General features: G+C 56.9%; 16 protein-coding genes. 8 read left to right on the top strand and 8 right to left on the bottom strand.

The window, feature by feature from the left end; genetic code table 11:
- Window positions 1–23: 23 nt before the first annotated feature.
- From ACIPF8_RS06625 to fdxA, 5 genes are all read right to left on the bottom strand, one after another.
- Entirely contained in the window at window positions 24–1,193 is a 1,170-nt protein-coding gene (locus ACIPF8_RS06625) for an alpha/beta hydrolase (RefSeq protein WP_400418588.1), read from the bottom strand.
- The gene (locus ACIPF8_RS06620) at window positions 1,190–2,248 is read right to left on the bottom strand and encodes a DUF459 domain-containing protein (RefSeq protein WP_400418587.1); all 1,059 of its coding nucleotides are present in this window, start codon (window positions 2,246–2,248) and stop codon (window positions 1,190–1,192) included. Before ACIPF8_RS06620 ends, ACIPF8_RS06625 begins: the two co-directional genes overlap by 4 nt.
- Window positions 2,249–2,272: 24 nt before the next feature.
- A complete protein-coding gene (locus ACIPF8_RS06615) occupies window positions 2,273–3,688 on the bottom strand; it encodes an MBOAT family O-acyltransferase (RefSeq protein WP_400418584.1) in 1,416 nt (471 codons plus the stop codon).
- Between the two features lie 400 nt (window positions 3,689–4,088).
- Window positions 4,089–5,177 carry an NAD(P)/FAD-dependent oxidoreductase gene (locus tag ACIPF8_RS06610; protein ID WP_400418582.1) on the bottom strand — a complete coding sequence of 363 codons (1,089 nt, stop codon included), beginning with the start codon at window positions 5,175–5,177 and terminating at the stop codon, window positions 4,089–4,091.
- A 243-nt stretch (window positions 5,178–5,420) separates the two neighbouring features.
- Window positions 5,421–5,744 (bottom strand): ferredoxin FdxA, encoded by a 324-nt coding sequence (fdxA, locus tag ACIPF8_RS06605; protein WP_061532733.1) that lies wholly within the window; start codon window positions 5,742–5,744, stop codon window positions 5,421–5,423.
- Window positions 5,745–6,038: 294 nt separating this feature from the next.
- Here fdxA and ACIPF8_RS06600 point away from each other — a divergent pair, with 294 nt between their 5' ends.
- From ACIPF8_RS06600 to ACIPF8_RS06585, 4 genes are all read left to right on the top strand, one after another.
- Window positions 6,039–6,956 (top strand): cation diffusion facilitator family transporter, encoded by a 918-nt coding sequence (locus ACIPF8_RS06600; RefSeq protein ID WP_400418579.1) that lies wholly within the window; start codon window positions 6,039–6,041, stop codon window positions 6,954–6,956.
- A 283-nt stretch (window positions 6,957–7,239) separates the two neighbouring features.
- Complete coding sequence (gene pncB / locus ACIPF8_RS06595) at window positions 7,240–8,430, top strand: nicotinate phosphoribosyltransferase (protein ID WP_400418576.1); 1,191 nt, start codon at window positions 7,240–7,242, stop codon at window positions 8,428–8,430.
- 79 nt (window positions 8,431–8,509) lie between these two features.
- Window positions 8,510–9,919 (top strand): sodium:proton antiporter, encoded by a 1,410-nt coding sequence (locus tag ACIPF8_RS06590; protein WP_400418572.1) that lies wholly within the window; start codon window positions 8,510–8,512, stop codon window positions 9,917–9,919.
- Between the two features lie 10 nt (window positions 9,920–9,929).
- On the top strand, window positions 9,930–10,940 hold the full coding sequence (locus tag ACIPF8_RS06585; RefSeq protein WP_400418570.1) for a 2-hydroxyacid dehydrogenase: 1,011 nt from the start codon (window positions 9,930–9,932) through the stop codon (window positions 10,938–10,940).
- Between the two features lie 81 nt (window positions 10,941–11,021).
- Here ACIPF8_RS06585 and ACIPF8_RS06580 read toward each other — a convergent pair whose 3' ends face one another.
- The 3 genes from ACIPF8_RS06580 to ACIPF8_RS06570 are packed head-to-tail and all read right to left on the bottom strand — an operon-like array spanning window position 11,022 to window position 11,959.
- On the bottom strand, window positions 11,022–11,276 hold the full coding sequence (locus tag ACIPF8_RS06580; protein WP_400418567.1) for an acyl-CoA-binding protein: 255 nt from the start codon (window positions 11,274–11,276) through the stop codon (window positions 11,022–11,024).
- 52 nt (window positions 11,277–11,328) lie between these two features.
- Window positions 11,329–11,565: a hypothetical protein gene (locus ACIPF8_RS06575; protein ID WP_400418565.1), complete on the bottom strand. Its 237-nt coding sequence runs from the start codon at window positions 11,563–11,565 to the stop codon at window positions 11,329–11,331.
- 37 nt (window positions 11,566–11,602) lie between these two features.
- On the bottom strand, window positions 11,603–11,959 hold the full coding sequence (locus tag ACIPF8_RS06570; protein WP_400418562.1) for an FKBP-type peptidyl-prolyl cis-trans isomerase: 357 nt from the start codon (window positions 11,957–11,959) through the stop codon (window positions 11,603–11,605).
- Between the two features lie 186 nt (window positions 11,960–12,145).
- On the opposite strand from ACIPF8_RS06570, the gene ACIPF8_RS06565 reads away from it, so the two are divergent.
- From ACIPF8_RS06565 to ACIPF8_RS06550, 4 genes are all read left to right on the top strand, one after another.
- Complete coding sequence (locus ACIPF8_RS06565) at window positions 12,146–13,165, top strand: cytochrome D1 domain-containing protein (RefSeq protein WP_400418559.1); 1,020 nt, start codon at window positions 12,146–12,148, stop codon at window positions 13,163–13,165.
- Between the two features lie 68 nt (window positions 13,166–13,233).
- Window positions 13,234–14,019, top strand: coding sequence for a polysaccharide deacetylase family protein (locus ACIPF8_RS06560; protein WP_400419466.1), 786 nt, complete (start codon window positions 13,234–13,236; stop codon window positions 14,017–14,019).
- A gap of 6 nt (window positions 14,020–14,025) precedes the next feature.
- Window positions 14,026–15,012 (top strand): sterol desaturase family protein, encoded by a 987-nt coding sequence (locus ACIPF8_RS06555; RefSeq protein WP_400418556.1) that lies wholly within the window; start codon window positions 14,026–14,028, stop codon window positions 15,010–15,012.
- Window positions 15,012–15,887 (top strand): EI24 domain-containing protein, encoded by an 876-nt coding sequence (locus ACIPF8_RS06550; protein WP_400418553.1) that lies wholly within the window; start codon window positions 15,012–15,014, stop codon window positions 15,885–15,887. Before ACIPF8_RS06555 ends, ACIPF8_RS06550 begins: the two co-directional genes overlap by 1 nt.
- Window positions 15,888–15,985 lie beyond the last annotated feature (98 nt).

The following is a 15,985-nucleotide window of genomic DNA, read 5'->3' as shown; positions in this document are numbered from 1 at the left end:
ACGTTCGAAAATGTTAACAGGCCCTAATGACAGGGTTGTTCAATGGTGATTGGTTTGTACCGGCTGCCATCGGGCCAACTGCCGAGATAGCGTTGTGCGGCTGTGCCGTTACCGAAGACGGTGCTGGATAGTTTTCCGTCACGCAAGCCGTCGGTCATCGCGTCAATCACCTTCCAAAAGCCGTATATATCCAGCTGATTGAATGAAGCCGAGGCTTCGAAGTCGTTGCGCCCCTGGAGCTGCGTCGGGATAGCGCGATTCGGCAGATCGCCTGCGCCTGCCTGGCGTCGCGTTAGCGGGAAATCATATCGACTGTCGGGAGCGCCGGGAGCGCCATGAGCGGCAAACACTTTCTTGTTGTTGTTCTCATCGCTGGGCAGCACCATCAGTACTCGACGATCTGCACGAATACCGCAAAGCCGGGAGGCTAAAGTGCGGGCGGTTGGCAGTCCTATCGAGGTGTCGTCAGCGCCGGTAAGAATGGCGACAGGGAGCTCGGGAGGTAGCTGTTCTATTGCGCCGATGATGCTTTGGCCAAGTTTGCCGTGAGCGACATGGTAAGCATCGCCGGGTGCGGTCAGGACCAGGGCGCTTGGCGCCGGGAGTTGGTATTTCTGATAGTCCAGCGCCAGGTTGAGCGAGATCGCCGCTCCCATCGAATAGCCGTAATACAGTACCCGTGTCGGGTCTGGGGTGAGGTTGCGTTGTTGTTCCAACGCTGTCAGGGCACGGCGGTCAGCCTGGGCTGCCTCATGTGTGACGATTTGCGGTGAGGTTTGCGCGGATTGCTGATAGACCGGGTAGATGACTACCTGGCCGCTGCGCGCCAGATGGTCGATCAGGCCGCCGAAGTTGCGTGGATTCATCCCTTGCCAGCCATGATGCAGAAACACCATCGGTACTTTGCCGCGCAATGACGGCTGCGTGGGAATGAAAACGTAGACGCGTTGCGCGCCGTCGCCGAGCGTCAGCACATCAACGGCGGCATGGGTATGCCGCTGCTTTAGTGCTTGCGGACCGAAGCGTGCTTCTAGCGTCGCCTGGTCTTCCTGCGCCGCTTCACAGCCAATACCTGACTGGCATGTCACTTGCGCATCGCGCGCTTGTTCAGCCGACGCGCAGCCTTGCATGAATATTGTTACCAGGCCGCAGGACAGCATGCGGCAGAATAGAGGAAAGCTTGGTTTGATCACGGTGCACTCATCGGATTTGTAGGTGGTGAAAGATTGGCCGTTGCAGATTCTGCGGAAGGTTCAATCCACTGTAGCAGCGTAGGGGTGAGGAGGCTGCCGCCAGGATCGGAAAAATGGATGCCGTCGGCAGCCCGAATCCGCGTAATTTTTCCGTCTGGTGTTTTAGCGAACTCAAGAAAGCGGCCATCGGGGCTGCCAACAAGGGAAGTGATGTCCCACCAGGACGCATGCGAATTTTCACTGACTACTTGTTGGGCAAGGAGATTGATTGCGCTCATGCGCGCATGGAATTTTGGGTTTTGCATGGGGGGCAGACTGATCCAGATCACTTGGGTACCGTCGCGCGTTAGCATGTCGAGAAAGGTCCTTAAGCGCATTTTGTAGAGCGTGTTCCATTGTTCCGTGCCAAAGGCCAGTACTTTGCCGTCTACAGCGACATCTTGGGCATCATTGGCGCCGATCGCGACTATCGCGACTGCGGGATGCCGCCCATTCAGCATGATGGGATACTGCTGTATCCAGTCAAATACGTCGGGTCGGCTCAAGCCGGTGCCTGAACGAAATGCGCGCAGCGCCTTCAGTTGAGGATGCTCGACCATCTCGCTTAGCAAAGGCGGGCTAATGCCTACCGCCATCATCGAATCGCCGACAAGTGCAATGAGGCGAGGATTGTCCGAGCTGTGTGCAGAGGAGTCGACGCTGGAGGGCACCGTGGAACTGTCAATGCCACTCGTCGCCGCAGTGTTGGGGGCAGAAGTGGTCGTGCCGGGCGTTGCTGCGGATACAGCGGGAGCGGCAGGAGCGGCGGTTGGCGTGTCTGGCGTGTCGCTGCTACGCAGCAGCGCCAGATTCGCCAATGCGCGCTGGCGCACGCGATCGATGCCGATTGGCGCCAGTGATGTATCCAATGTAGCGGCGACGGGCAAGGCAATGCTGCGCCACGGGCCGAGTTCTAGGTGTTGCGCCCAATTGTGCAGGCCGCCGGACTCCAGCATTGCGATGACCAGCACAAAGACCGCTATCAAGCCGCTTAGGCCACGGATCGAATCGGTCAAGGGTTGTCGTTGTAGGCTCATGACTTAGAACTGGAAGTAGATGAACGGCACAACGCCGCCAGGAACGAGCAATTCGATAGCGAACAGCACGATCGCAAATCCGGCTCCGCGCATCGCGGTCGGCCATTTTGAAAATTCACGTTCCAGCGCCCCTTGCCAACGGGCCGGCGCGTATTGTCCGATCAGGCCTAGCAAGAGCAGAGCAATCACACTGTCCTTGGCCAAGGTTAACGGCCCGCTTACGGTGAATCGAGCGAATATGTCTAGTGCTTGCGGTAGCGATGCTGCGCGAAAGAATATCCAGGCGGCACACACTGCGTTAAATAGTAGAAAGCGCGACATCCAGCGCCAGACGGTGGTTTCTCTGAAGCGCATCAACCAAGGTAAAGAGAGCCAGAAGCGATGCAGTATCAGGTAGCAGCCATGCAGGCCGCCCCAGATCACGAAGGACCACGCTGCACCGTGCCAAAGTCCGCCCAACAGCATGGTGATGAGTAAGTTACGTGATGTGAGCCAACGACCGCCATGCGATCCGCCTAACGGAATAAAAAGGTAATCGCGCAGCCAGCTGGATAATGAGATGTGCCAGCGCCGCCAGAAATCGCGCGGATCGGTGGCGGTGTAGGGGCGGTTAAAGTTATCGGGGAAATGGTAGCCAAGTAACAAAGCGCAGCCGATCGCGATGTCGGTATAGCCGGAGAAATCACAATAGATCTGTATCGCATAACCGTATACGGCGAGCAGCATGTCCGGACCGGCCAATGCTTGCGGTGCGGCGAAAGCTGGGTCGACCAGGGAGACTGCAAGCTGGCTAGAGATGATTACTTTTTTGACCAAGCCGAGCACGATCAGCATCAGGCCGCGATTCACTGCGATCGCCTGCGGGTCAGGCGACTTTGTCAGTTGTGGAATGAAAGTCGATGCGCGCAGGATCGGTCCGGCGATCAGCTGCGGAAAGAACGCTACATAAAGCAATGCATCCGGAATATGGAGCGGCTCTTTTAATTTATCGCGGTAAACATCGGACATCAGCGAAATCGCATGGAATACGAAGAATGAAATTCCAAGCGGTAATAATGGGCTGTCTATTTGAAATACGGAGAGCTTGGCGGCGTGAGGCCACAGCTCAAATAGATTGAGCAGTAGAAATGCGGTGTATTTGTAATAGCAGAGAACTGTTAAGCAGACGATGACCCCAAATGTCAGCCAAGCCTTGCGTACTTTGTTCTCAGAGCAACGCTGAATGCGCTGCGCCACCAAGCCGGCAAATAATGAGATGGCAAACAGCAGGGGGACGTAGTTCCAGTTCCAAAAACCATAGAACACATAGCTGGCGAGCAGTAAAAAGCCGTTGTGCCAGTTTCTCCATCGTACTAACGGCCACGCAACGCCTAGTGTCAGTAGAAAAAATAGTGCGTATTCGACGGTGGGAAACAGCATGACGATCCTGAGAACTACCTGCACGCCTGCGCCGCAGCCACGAGCTTGGTCGGAAGCAGGCGGGGCTGGGGCAAGGGTGCATGTTTTGCCTTGTTGAGCTTGATGTCTGTGTCACATGGAATGGGTTCTTTTTAAGCCGTCCCTGTAGTTCCTGCGTCACGAGCAGCCGGATTCTGATCCGAATCGATATAGATGTCAATAAAACAATTTAACAATAAGACAATAAAAATATGCTACCCATTCCTGACGCCCGGAATGCACGAAGAGAAAAGTAGCGAAACGTAGTTATTGCGGATGTTAAATCGCGTTTGTGTGCTGGTTGCCCAGTACTGCCATTAATAAAAAAAGCTGTCCGAGAATTGCTTCTCGGACAGCTTTTTATTGAGTGACGCGGCAGGTTTTAATCGAATACTGGCGATTCCACACCCAGGATCTTGTGCAGCTTCGGCGATGTGGTGGTGTATTGCATGTGGATTTTCTTGTCCGGGAAGATGTATGGCGCGGCGCCGAAGGCGGCCAGCGCTGCTTCGTGGAAGCCTGACAGGATCAGTTTCTTCTTGCCCGGATAAGTGTTGATGTCGCCGACGGCGAAGATGCCCGGAATGTTGGTTTCGAACTTCTCGGTATCGACCACTTTCAACTGCTTGCGTTCGATGTCCAGGCTCCATTCGGCGATCGGGCCGAGTTTCGGCGACAGGCCGAAAAATACCAGCAGCGTATCCAGCGGCAGGCGGCGTGTCACGCCGTCCGGACCGGTTACCTTGATCTCGCTCAGCTTGCCGTCCTTGGCTTCGTGACCAGTCACCTGGCCGACCAGGAATTGCATTTCGTAGGCTTCGCACAAGGCTTTCATCTTGGCGACCGAAGCAGGCGCGGCGCGGAATTCTTCGCGACGATGCAGCAGCACGACCGATTCCGCTTTGCCGACCATGTCCAGCGCCCAGTCCAGCGCCGAATCGCCGCCGCCGCAGATCACCAGGTTCTTGCCGTGGAACTGAACTGGATCCTTGACGCGGTAGAACAGCTGCGTGTTGTCGTACTGATCAATGCCGTCGACCTTGATGGTGCGCGGCTGGAACGAGCCGACGCCGGCAGCGATGAAGATGGTCTTGGTGATGAAGCGGGTGCCGGTCGAGGTTTCGACGTCGAAGCGGTTGTCTTCGCGGCGCGCCACCAGCGTGACTTCCTGGCCAAGGTGGAAGGTCGGTTCAAACGGCTCGATCTGCTTGAGCAGGTTGTCGGTCAGTTCCTGGCCGGTGCAGACTGGTACTGCAGGGATGTCGTATATTGGCTTGTCCGGATACAGTTCGACGCATTGGCCGCCGACGACCGGCAGCGAGTCGATGACGTGCGCCTTGATCTCGAGCAGGCCGAGTTCGAAGACCTGGAACAGGCCGACCGGACCGGCGCCGATGATGACGGCATCCGTCTCGATCGGGGCGTTATTGACAGAATTGGTTGCTGCATCAAGCTTGACGTTGGTATCCATGCGACGATCTGATTCCTGTTTCAGTTGGGTCCCCCAAAACGCCGCGGCCTTGAGTCTGAGCGCTGGCTGCAGCGGCGATTGGAATAAAGTTAAACGCGGCCCTGGCGTCTCGCACTCGGCGAGCATGCCAGGCTGGCGGCGAATATCGGTTGCGCTAATGGCTGGGGGTAATGGCCGGGCTAAAATGAATGAATTAGCGCTGTTGCTGCTTTGGCCATCCTTTTGAGATGGCCGGTGCTTCAATTAACGTTGCAAAAATTCCAGTTTTTCTTTGACGTCTTTCCACGCATCGGCATCCGCCAGCGGCGCTACCGTCTTGGTGATCGACGGCCAGTGGCGCGACAGATCTTCATTGAGCTTGATGAACTGCTGTTGGTCCGCAGGCACATCTTCCTCGGCGTAGATGGCGTTGACCGGACATTCGGCGACGCACACAGCGCAATCGATGCATTCGTCCGGGTCGATCGAGAGGAAATTCGGGCCTTGGCGGAAGCAATCAACCGGGCATACATCCACGCAGTCGGTATAGCGGCAGCGAATGCAGGATTCGGTCACAACGTGGGTCATAACAACAGTCCTATCTGTAAATGGTCTTGAGGCGGCGCCGGGGTGGTGTCGAGCAAGTGACGCTCATATATTCGCCCAGTCGCAAAGCCTTGTATTTTAAGGTAATTCAGGTTTTCCTACAAATTGTGGTTATATAGAATCCATATAAGCAAATGTAAAAATCACATTTGCTTGAAATGCGGTCATTTGCGCGATTTCGGCTTGCGCTCCTGGCTCTTGCGGCGACCGTCCCTGCAACTTGCGTGAAATTGCCAAAGTGGCTATTGTGAGCCTATTTGTTGCCGCCAAATAATTATGTCATCTTCCACCGAAAGTTCCACCAAAGCCATTTTCTACGCCTTAGGCGCCAACGGCGGGATCGCGCTGGCGAAGTTTGCCGCCGCGCTCTTCACCGGTTCCGGAGCCATGCTGGCAGAGGGGATTCATTCGCTGGCCGATTGCACCAACCAGGTGTTCTTGCTGATCGGTTTGAAGGAAGCCAAAAAGCCGGCCGATGTGTCGCATCCGATGGGTTATGCACGTGTCGTGTATTTCTGGGCGATGATGGTGGCGCTACTGTTGTTTTTCGTTGGCGGTGCGTTTTCGGTGATGAAGGGCATTGAGCACTTGAGTCATCCGGAGCCGATCAGCAATCCGCTGGTGGCGCTCGGCGTGCTGGGCATATCGGTAGTGCTGGAGGCGTTTTCACTGCGCGGGGCGATGGTTGAGATCCGCAAGATTTCGCACGGCAAGCCCTTCATGCAATGGTTTCGCGAGACCCGGCAGTCGGAGCTGATGGTGGTGGCTGGCGAGGATATTGCTGCGCTGGCGGGCTTGGCGTTGGCTTTTGCCGCGGTGCTGCTGACCGTAATCACCGGCAATCCGCTATGGGACGCCTGCGGCACGATTGCGGTTGGCGCATTGCTGATGATCGTCGCGGTGCTGGTGATCCGCGAAGTCAAGGCGATGGTTACCGGTGAATCCGCTGCGCCCGAGGTGCACGCCGGCATCAAGGCGCAGATCGAAGCGCATCCCGGTGTTGCCAACGTGCGTAATCTGATTTCGATGCAGTGGGGCGAGCAGGTCATGATCGCGGTCCAGGCGGTGATGCAGCCGCAGCCTTCGGATGTGGCGCTGGTTGATACGATCAACCAGATCGAGGCGCAAATCCAGGAGCGCTGGCCGCAGGTGCGCTGGTGCTTCTTTGAGCCGGATCATCCGCCACGCGGGTAGGGTGCAGGATAAGTTGGCGTAAAAATTTCTGTGGCATGGGGCAGTAAGATAACATTATCATGTTGCTATCTTTTAGAGGAGGCTTAAGCCTTGCATAGCCAGCCTCAAGCTGGGCATGCACAAGCCCAGCCGATGGTGCCGCGCCCCAAGCTGAAAGTGGGCTATGACACTGCACACAACAAATAAAACCGCAATCAAACTGCTGCGGTAAGATGCGAGACTGGTTCGGGTCGTTCCCGGGTTTCGCTAACACCCTTCATCATTACCCCCGCATTCAAAGATCATGATCATCACCTCGCTGCTCGATACCGATTTGTATAAATTCACGATGATGCAGGTGGTCTTGCATCATTTTCCCGCGGCTGAAGTTGAGTACCGTTACAAATGCCGCAACCAGGGCGTCGATTTGCGTCCGTATGTCGACGAGATCCGTGATGAAATCGCCGGCCTGTGCCGCTTGCGGTTCCAGGAGTCGGAGTTGGCCTACTTGAGCAGCCTGCGTTTCTTGAAGAGCGATTTCATCGAGTTTCTCGGGCTGTTCCATCTGCAGCAGAAATACATCAGCGTGCAGCCGTCGGCAGCCGATAACGGCGAGATCGATATCGTGGTCAAGGGGCCGTGGCTGCACACCATCCTGTTTGAAGTGCCGGTGCTGTCGATTGTCAACGAGGTCTATTTCCGCGCCACGCAAAGTGAGCCGGACCTGATCGAGGGGCGCCGGCGCTTGCAAAGCAAAATGGCGCTGATCCGCGACGATGCCGCGATGGCCGGCTGCAAGGTGGCCGACTACGGTACCCGGCGACGTTTTTCGGGCCGTTGGCACGAGGAAGTGGTGCAGACCCTGCAGCGCGATTTTTCTCAGCACCTGGTCGGTACTTCCAACGTTCATTTCGCGATGAAATACGGCCTGACGCCGCTCGGCACGATGGCGCATGAATACCTTCAGGCCTGTCAGTCGCTCGGTCCGCGTTTGCGCGATTCGCAGATCTACGGTTTTGAAATGTGGGCCAAGGAGTATCGCGGCGACCTCGGCATTGCGTTATCGGATGTCTACGGCATGGAGGCGTTCCTGCGCGATTTCGATTTGTATTTCTGTAAGTTGTTCGATGGCGCACGCCACGATTCCGGCGATCCGTTCGAATGGGGCGAGCGCCTGATCAAGCATTACCAGAATCACCGGGTCGATCCTGCCACCAAGACGCTGGTGTTTTCCGACAGCCTCGATTTCGGCAAGGTCAACGAGCTGTACCTGCGCTTCAAGGATCGCACCCGCGTTGCCTTCGGCGTCGGCACCAACCTGACCAACGACCTCGGCTATACGCCGTTGCAAATCGTCATGAAGATGGTGCGTTGCAATGGCCAGCCGGTGGCCAAGCTGTCGGACACGCCATCCAAGAACATGTGCGACGACAAGGCTTACCTGAATTACCTGCGACAAGTTTTCCAGATTGCCGACCCGGCGACGCCAACATGACGTTGTTTATTTGATTACTAGCGGTTACAGATTAAAATGCTGGTTGATTCCTATTCATTCGCTTATTCGGAAGACTACATTGCATAAAAAAATACTTGCTAGCCTGATCGCATTTCTACCCTTGGCGGCCCAGGCCGCGGAACTTGACGGTAGCCAACTATCCATCTGGTGGGGCGTGCCATTCATGGGCCTGCTGCTGTCGATAGCACTCGGACCGCTACTGGCGCCGACCTTCTGGCACCATCATTTCGGCAAGATTGCAGCGATCTGGTCGTTGGCATTCCTGATACCGTGTGCGGTCGGCTTGGGTGTGCCGACAGCGGTAGCCGGCGTCGTGCATGCTTTCCTGGCAGAGTATTTTCCATTTATCATTTTGCTGACAGCCTTGTTCGTCGTGGCCGGCGGGATATGTTTGCGCGGCAATCTGCACGGCACCCCGGCCTTGAATACCGGCTTGTTGGCAATCGGCACTGTGCTGGCCAGCCTGATGGGCACCACTGGTGCTTCCATGCTGCTGATCCGGCCATTGATCAGGGCCAACGACAACCGCAAGCACGTAGTGCATATCGTCGTGTTTTTCATTTTCCTGGTTGCCAATGCCGGCGGCGCCTTGACTCCGCTTGGCGATCCGCCGCTGTTCCTGGGCTTCCTGAAGGGCGTTGATTTTTCCTGGACCTTCAAGAACATCTTTGGCGAAACCATGTTCATGTGGGGTTCCCTGCTGGTCATTTTTTATTTCCTCGACCGCTATTATTTCCACAACCGCGAAGAAGAATTCTCCCCATCGCTGGATCCGACGCCGGACGACGCCAAGCTGCGTTTCGAAGGAAAATTCAATTTTGTGTTGCTGGGCCTGGTCGTGCTGCTGGTGTTGATGAGCGGCTTCTGGAAGCCGGGCGTCAGCTACGACATTTACGGCACAACGGTGGAATTGCAGAATTTGCTGCGCGACGGCTTGCTGGTTGTGGTGATCCTGGTTTCGCTGTGGCTCACGCCGAAAATCGCCCGCGAAGGCAATGATTTTTCCTGGGGCCCGATCCTCGAAGTGGCCAAATTGTTTGCCGGGATTTTTGTCACGATTGCTCCGGTGATTGCCATGTTGCGTGCTGGCGAGCACGGCGCCTTTGGTGCCGTGGTCAGTGCCGTCACCGGCGCCGACGGTCAGCCAAACAATGTCATGTATTTCTGGGCCACCGGCGTGCTGTCGTCGTTCCTCGATAATGCGCCGACTTACCTGGTGTTCTTCAACACGGCATCCGGCGATGCAACCGAACTGATGACCAAACTGGCGGCAACGCTGGCAGCGATTTCCTGCGGTGCCGTGTTCATGGGCGCCAATAGCTACATCGGCAATGCGCCGAACCTGATGGTCAAGGCCATTGCCGAGGAGCGCGGCATCCGCATGCCTTCCTTCTTCGGCTACATGGCTTGGGCATGCGTGGTGCTGGTGCCATTGTTTGTGGTGATGACCTTTATTTTCTTCCGTTAATGGCTGAGCAATGAAACCAAAGATATTGATGGCGCGTGCGGTATTCCCGGAAGTGATCGCCGGGTTGCAGCAGTATTTCGACGTTGAAAGCAACCAGGAAGATCATATTTTCAGCGCCGCCGAATTGGCGGCACGCCTGCAGGATAAGGATGGTGTGATCGCCACCGCCAGCGAACGTATTTCGGCGGAACTGCTGGCTGCAAGCCCGCGCCTGAAGGCGGTCTGCAACCAGGCTGTCGGCTACAACAACATCGATGTCGCGGCAGCCACCAAAGCCGGTGTGATGGTCACCAACACACCCGACGTACTCAATGAAACCACTGCCGATTTCGGCTGGGCGTTGCTGATGGCGACTGCCCGGCGCGTGACCGAATCCGAGCATTGGCTGCGCGCCGGGCATTGGAAACAATGGCGTTACGACAGTTTCCTTGGCGCCGACGTGCACGGTGCTACGCTCGGCATCATCGGCATGGGCCGCATCGGCCAGGCGATTGCGCGACGTTCGCTGGGCTTCGACATGCAGGTCCTGTATCACAACCGTTCACGGCTGTCGCCGGAGCTGGAGGCGCGCGCCAACCAGGCGCGTTACGTCAGCAAGGAAGAGTTGTTGCAGCAAGCCGACCATGTGATCCTGGTGCTGCCGTATTCGAAGGAATCGCACCATACCATCGGCGCTGCCGAGTTGGCGTTGATGAAGTCGGGAGCGACATTGGTGAATCTGGCGCGCGGCGGCATCGTTGACGACGTGGCCCTGATTGCTGCTTTGCGCGAGCACAAGATTGCGGCGGCTGGACTCGACGTGTTCGAGAACGAACCAGCCTTGCATCCGGATTTCCTGGGTTTGTCGAATGTGGTGTTGACGCCGCATATCGCCAGTGCATCGGAGCCGACGCGGCGGGCCATGGCGGATTGCGCCGCGCGTAACCTGCTGGCGGCTTTGTTGCCGGATAAAGATCGGCCGTTTCCGCCCAACTTGCTCAATCCTGAAGTGCTGGGCAAGGTAATGCTGGCAGATAAATAAAGTCGCTTGAAAATAAAGAAAGGCGCGAGATAGATAGCTATTTCGCGCCTTTCCCGTTTTTCACAGACCAGTTTCGGTCTTTTAGTCTTTCAAGCTTTCAACCAGGTCGATGTACTGTTGTTGCGCCGCTTCCTTGCTAGTGTCTTTCAGCTCGTTCCATGCATCCCACTTGGCGCGGCCGACAAAATCGGTCATGCCAGGGCGCTCGCCTTGGACATCGCCGCTGCTGCCTTGCTTGAACAGCGCGTAGAGTTTTAACATCGTCATGTTGTCAGGGCGCTCGCTCAACGTCTTGGAGTCGGCCTGGGCTTGTTCAAATTGGGCTTGAAGTGTCATGGGAATCTCGTCTCGTGTAGATGGATCGGGAAAAAGTAAGGTCAGAGCAAGTTCAGTCGGTGACGGCGCCAACCACGGCAGAACCTGCCTTGACGGTGCCGACAACGACAGTAGAAGCAACACCGACCGCCGCACTGCCGACACTGACGCCGGCGCCGACCACGCTGCTGGTGACGCTGACCACGGTGCAACCGTCAAGCAGCAACGCGGCAAGCAGCAACGCGGCAAGCAGCAATGGCGTGGCCACGCAGGTAATCGAGACGGCGTCAGGCAGGCCGAAATATTTCATCAGGCGGCTATCGGATGATCGAATCGCAGTGCAGGATTTAGACGCCCAGCAGTTCGACTTCAAAAATCAGTGTTGCGTTCGGTGGGATCACACCACCGGCGCCGCGCGGGCCATAGCCAAGCGCTGCCGGGATGGTCAGCTTGCGGACGCCGCCGATTTTCATGCCTTGGACGCCTTCGTCCCAGCCTTTGATGACATGGCCGGCACCCAGCGGGAATTCAAACGGGTCGCCGCGATCCTTGCTGGAATCGAATTTCTTGCCGGCGCTGCCGTCCGGGTTTTGCAACCAGCCGGTGTAATGTACGGTCACATGATTGCCTGCTTTGGCTTCAGCACCGTCGCCAACGCTGACTTCTTCATACTGCAGGCCTGAAACGGTAGTAATGGTCGACATTATGGTCCTTTATAGAGTGGTGGTAATTTGACTGCAAGTGGTCGCAGTGTAAACTAAAAAATGCTCGCTAGCCCGTGCCGGCAAGCGATTGCCGCTGCGTTTTGGCAGGGCCGGCCAAGTCATTTAAATCCGTGGGCCTGAATCATGCGCGGTAAAATAGCCCTTTTCGCTTTTCAAAGTTTCGCTATGCCAGCTTTTGTTCGTCGTTCCATCGTCGCTGCCTGCGGTTTGCTGACCGCATTTTCCACATTTGCTGCCCCGGCTTCTCCTGCAGTGCCCGCCGCTCCTGCCGCTTCGACCGCAGGCAATGTCGTGGTGGTGCTCAATTCCCGTGACGCCACCATCACCTTGCTGGATCAGACAACTTATAAAGAAATTAATACTTTTCCGGTTGGCAAGGAGCCGCATCATCTGATGCCGACACCTGATAACAAATCGCTGATCGTCGCTGCCGCCACCGGCAATTCGCTGTTGTTCCTGGATCCGACGAACGGCCAGATTCAAAGCCAGGTAAAAGATATTGTCGACCCATACCAGATCGGCTTTTCGCCAAACCAGAAGTGGTTCATCGCCAACGGCCTGCGGCTGGATCGGATCGACATCTATGGCTATGACGGCAAGAACCTGAAACTGGCCAAGCGCCTGCCGCTGCCATCGATGCCAAGCCATATGGCGTTTACCGCCGACAGTTCGCTGGCCTTCATCAGCCTGCAGGGCAGCGATGAGCTGGCAGCGGTCGACCTGGCCACGCAAAAGGTCAAGTGGACCATGCCGATCGGCAAGCAGCCGGCTGGCGTATACATGACGCCGGATAATAAATACCTGCTGGTGGGTGTGATGGGCAGCGATTATGTTGCGGTGGTCGACTGGCGCACCCAAAAAATCGTCAAGAAAATCAAGACCGGCGACGGCGCGCACAACTTCCGTCCGCAAGGCGACAACCGCCACGTATTCGTCTCGAACCGTGTCTCGGGCACGATCAACATCCTCGACCTGAACAAACTGGAAAGCGTTGGCAGCATCGCTGTCCCCGGCGGTCCGGATTGCATGGAAATTACCGCCGACGGCAAGACCATGTGGGTTACGCAGCGCTGGGTCAAGAAGGTGTCGGTTGTCGACCTGGAAACCCGCAAGGTGATCAAGTCGATCCCGGTGGGGCGTTCGCCGCACGGCATCTATTTCAGCAACCGCGCTCCTGAATTGTGATGCGCATGGTCTTTCCGGGAAAGCGCAGTTTGCTGGCCGTTGGCGTCATGGCGGCGCTGATTGCATCCATGCCGGCAGCATTGGCGGAGCAGGCTGCTGCGGCATCGTCCAAGGCTTGCACCGGCACGATCTATCTGACTTTCGACACCGGCAGCCAGTCTCAGGCTGAGTACATCGCCCAGACCCTGCGCCGTCACCACATCAAGGCGACGTTTTTCATGGCAAATGAAAAAACCGTCAACGGCGATTACACGCTCGATCCGAGCTGGGCGCCTTTCTGGAAATCGCTGGTGGCCGACGGCCATGCTTTTGGCAGCCACACATTCGATCATGTCTACGCCAAGCGCGATCTGCCTGACGGCAAAATCGAAGTGAAGCCGCAATTCGGCGCCAACGGCGGCAAGCTGCAGGCCTGGACGCCGCAGCAGTATTGCGACGAGCTGAACCGCGTCGACCAACGCTTCCAGAGCCTGACCGGAACCCATATCGACCACTTCTGGCGTACGCCCGGCGGTCATCTGACGCCGCGCACGCTGGCGGCGGGCGAAGCCTGCGGATACAAGCATGTGGCATGGGCCGAGGCGGGGTTTTCCGGCGACGAGCTGCCGAGCGATAAATGGCCGAACCGGATGTTGCTTGAGCGTAGCTTGAAAAACCTCAAGGATGGCGATATCGTGATGGCCCATCTGGGCATCTGGTCGCGCAAGGATCCTTGGGCGCCGGCAGTGCTGGAACCGCTGATCAGCGGCTTGGAAAAAAAGGGTTTCTGTTTTGCTACGCTGCGTGACCATCCTGCCTACAAGGGCAACCTGAAAGGGCCGGTCGCAGCGCCTAAAGTAGGGAAGGGTGCGTAAGGCATCATGATCGACACCTTGATAAATTGGTTTGCGGGCGCCCAGGCTTGGCTGTTCCAATCGGTGGTGCAGCCGCTCATGTTCCACGCCGGTTTCAGCGAATACCTGGAAGACGCGTTCGACGGCACCGAATGGTTCCTGATCGGCGTCTGTGAGCTGGTCCTGCTGTTTCTCGTCCTGCGGCCGCTGGAGAGTGTGATCCCGGTGCATGCGATCACCGATCGCCGCGCGCGCTGGATCGATTTCATCTATACCGTGCTGTATCGGCTCGGCGCATTTTCGTTGCTGGTGTTTTTCCTGATCGATCCGCTGGTGGCAAAAGTCACCGAGCTGCTGCACCTGGAGGGAATCAATCCATTCAACCTGGAAAACCTGCTGCCCGGTCTTACCGACAAGCCGCTGGTGACTTTCCTGTTGTACCTGCTGGTGCTGGATTTCTGCGAATACTGGTATCACCGCGCACAGCACGGTTTCGGCTGGTTGTGGGGTTTGCACAGCTTGCATCATAGCCAGCAGAACATGAACTTGTGGAGCGACGATCGCAACCACTTGCTGGACGGTGTGATCCACGATGTCACGATGGCATTGGTGGCGCTGGCGATTGGTGTCGAGCCGGCGCAATATGTGCTGCTGGTGTCGATCACGCGCATGCTGCAAAGCCTGCAGCATGCTAATGTACGGATTCATTTCGGCCGGCTGGGCGACGCCATCGTGGTGTCGCCGCGGTTTCATCGCTGGCACCATGCGATCGGCATCGGCCATGAGAGCAAAGGCAAGGGCACCTTGGGCGGACATAATTTCGGCGTGTTGTTTTCATTCTGGGACAGCTTGTTCCGCACCGCCCATTTCGCCAAGACCTTCGAGCACACCGGCGTGCGCGACCAGATCGCTACGGCCGACAAGCCAGCCCGCGATTACGGCCGCGGCTTTTGGTCGCAGCAGTGGCTGGGGTTGAAACGCATGGTTGAATTTTCCAGAAAGTCGGCCCGCTGATGCGCCCGGTACTGGTCGCCTTCGGCAGGGCTTTATTGTCGCAGCTGCATTACCGCATGCTGATGCTGACTTTCCTGCCATTTTTCCTGTCGATCCTGATCTGGGGCTTGGCGCTGTGGTGGGGCTTGCAACCGCTGATCGACTGGCTGCAAAAAAATTACTTTGCCGGCAACGATGGCATGGGCTTCTCCAATTACATGCCGGCCTGGCTCGGCCTGGGGGCGCTCAAGACCGTCATCGTGCCTTGGTTGGCGCTGTGGGCTTTGCTGCCGTTGATGATCCTCACTGCGCTGCTGTTCGTCGGCGCATTTGCCTTGCCGGCAACGGCGCGTCATGTCGGCCGCCGCCATTTTGCTGAACTAGAACTGCGCAAGGGCGGCTCGCTGCTCGGCAGCATCTGGACTTCGTTTTCAGCTTTCCTCTTGTTTTGCGTGCTGTGGCTGGTGACGTTGCCGCTGTGGCTGATTCCGCCGTTTGCCTTCCTGATTCCGCTGGTGTTATGGGGCTGGTTGACTTACCGGGTGTTTGCCTACGAAGCGTTGGCGGCCCACGCCGACAAGGAAGAACTGCGGGCGATCCTGCGGATTCATCGCTGGCCGCTGCTGGTGATCGGCGTGATTACCGGCGCCTTGGGCGCGGCGCCGACCGTCTTGTGGCTGGGCGGGGCGCTGTGGCTGGTGGTTTTTCCGCTGCTGGCGGCCGGTTCGATTTGGTTATATGTGCTGGTGTTTGTATTTACCGGCTTGTGGTTTGAATATTATTGCCTGGAAGCGTTGGCCAAATATCGTGCGGCCGGCCAGGCTGCTGTCATCATGGCTAACAGCAAGGACAAGCAGGAAATCCATCAACTGTCGGATACTTCGGTTCCAGAATAAAGTCGGCTTTCATGCCGCCGTCAATATTCGGGGGTAAGATGGCCGGCTTATGTTGCGAGGTTTAACAAGGCAGGTGTTTCCAGTTATACATCTCCTTC

The organism is Collimonas sp. NPDC087041 (genome assembly GCF_044745265.1).
Lineage (GTDB): Bacteria > Pseudomonadota > Gammaproteobacteria > Burkholderiales > Burkholderiaceae_D > Collimonas.
This window is presented reverse-complemented; position numbering and strand designations above follow the sequence as displayed.

Bases quoted from the DNA above. Each gene is read 5' to 3' on its own strand.
- ACIPF8_RS06600 (WP_400418579.1), top strand. From the start codon at position 6,039: ATGTCATCTTCCACCGAAAGTTCCACCAAAGCCATTTTCTACGCCTTA.
- ACIPF8_RS06580 (WP_400418567.1), bottom strand. From the start codon at position 11,276: ATGACACTTCAAGCCCAATTTGAACAAGCCCAGGCCGACTCCAAGACG.
- ACIPF8_RS06615 (WP_400418584.1), bottom strand. From the start codon at position 3,688: ATGCTGTTTCCCACCGTCGAATACGCACTATTTTTTCTACTGACACTA.
- pncB (WP_400418576.1), top strand. From the start codon at position 7,240: ATGATCATCACCTCGCTGCTCGATACCGATTTGTATAAATTCACGATG.
- ACIPF8_RS06555 (WP_400418556.1), top strand. From the start codon at position 14,026: ATGATCGACACCTTGATAAATTGGTTTGCGGGCGCCCAGGCTTGGCTG.
- ACIPF8_RS06550 (WP_400418553.1), top strand. From the start codon at position 15,012: ATGCGCCCGGTACTGGTCGCCTTCGGCAGGGCTTTATTGTCGCAGCTG.
- ACIPF8_RS06570 (WP_400418562.1), bottom strand. From the start codon at position 11,959: ATGTCGACCATTACTACCGTTTCAGGCCTGCAGTATGAAGAAGTCAGC.
- fdxA (WP_061532733.1), bottom strand. From the start codon at position 5,744: ATGACCCACGTTGTGACCGAATCCTGCATTCGCTGCCGCTATACCGAC.
- ACIPF8_RS06575 (WP_400418565.1), bottom strand. From the start codon at position 11,565: ATGAAATATTTCGGCCTGCCTGACGCCGTCTCGATTACCTGCGTGGCC.
- ACIPF8_RS06610 (WP_400418582.1), bottom strand. From the start codon at position 5,177: ATGGATACCAACGTCAAGCTTGATGCAGCAACCAATTCTGTCAATAAC.
- ACIPF8_RS06560 (WP_400419466.1), top strand. From the start codon at position 13,234: ATGCCGGCAGCATTGGCGGAGCAGGCTGCTGCGGCATCGTCCAAGGCT.
- ACIPF8_RS06585 (WP_400418570.1), top strand. From the start codon at position 9,930: ATGAAACCAAAGATATTGATGGCGCGTGCGGTATTCCCGGAAGTGATC.
- ACIPF8_RS06565 (WP_400418559.1), top strand. From the start codon at position 12,146: ATGCCAGCTTTTGTTCGTCGTTCCATCGTCGCTGCCTGCGGTTTGCTG.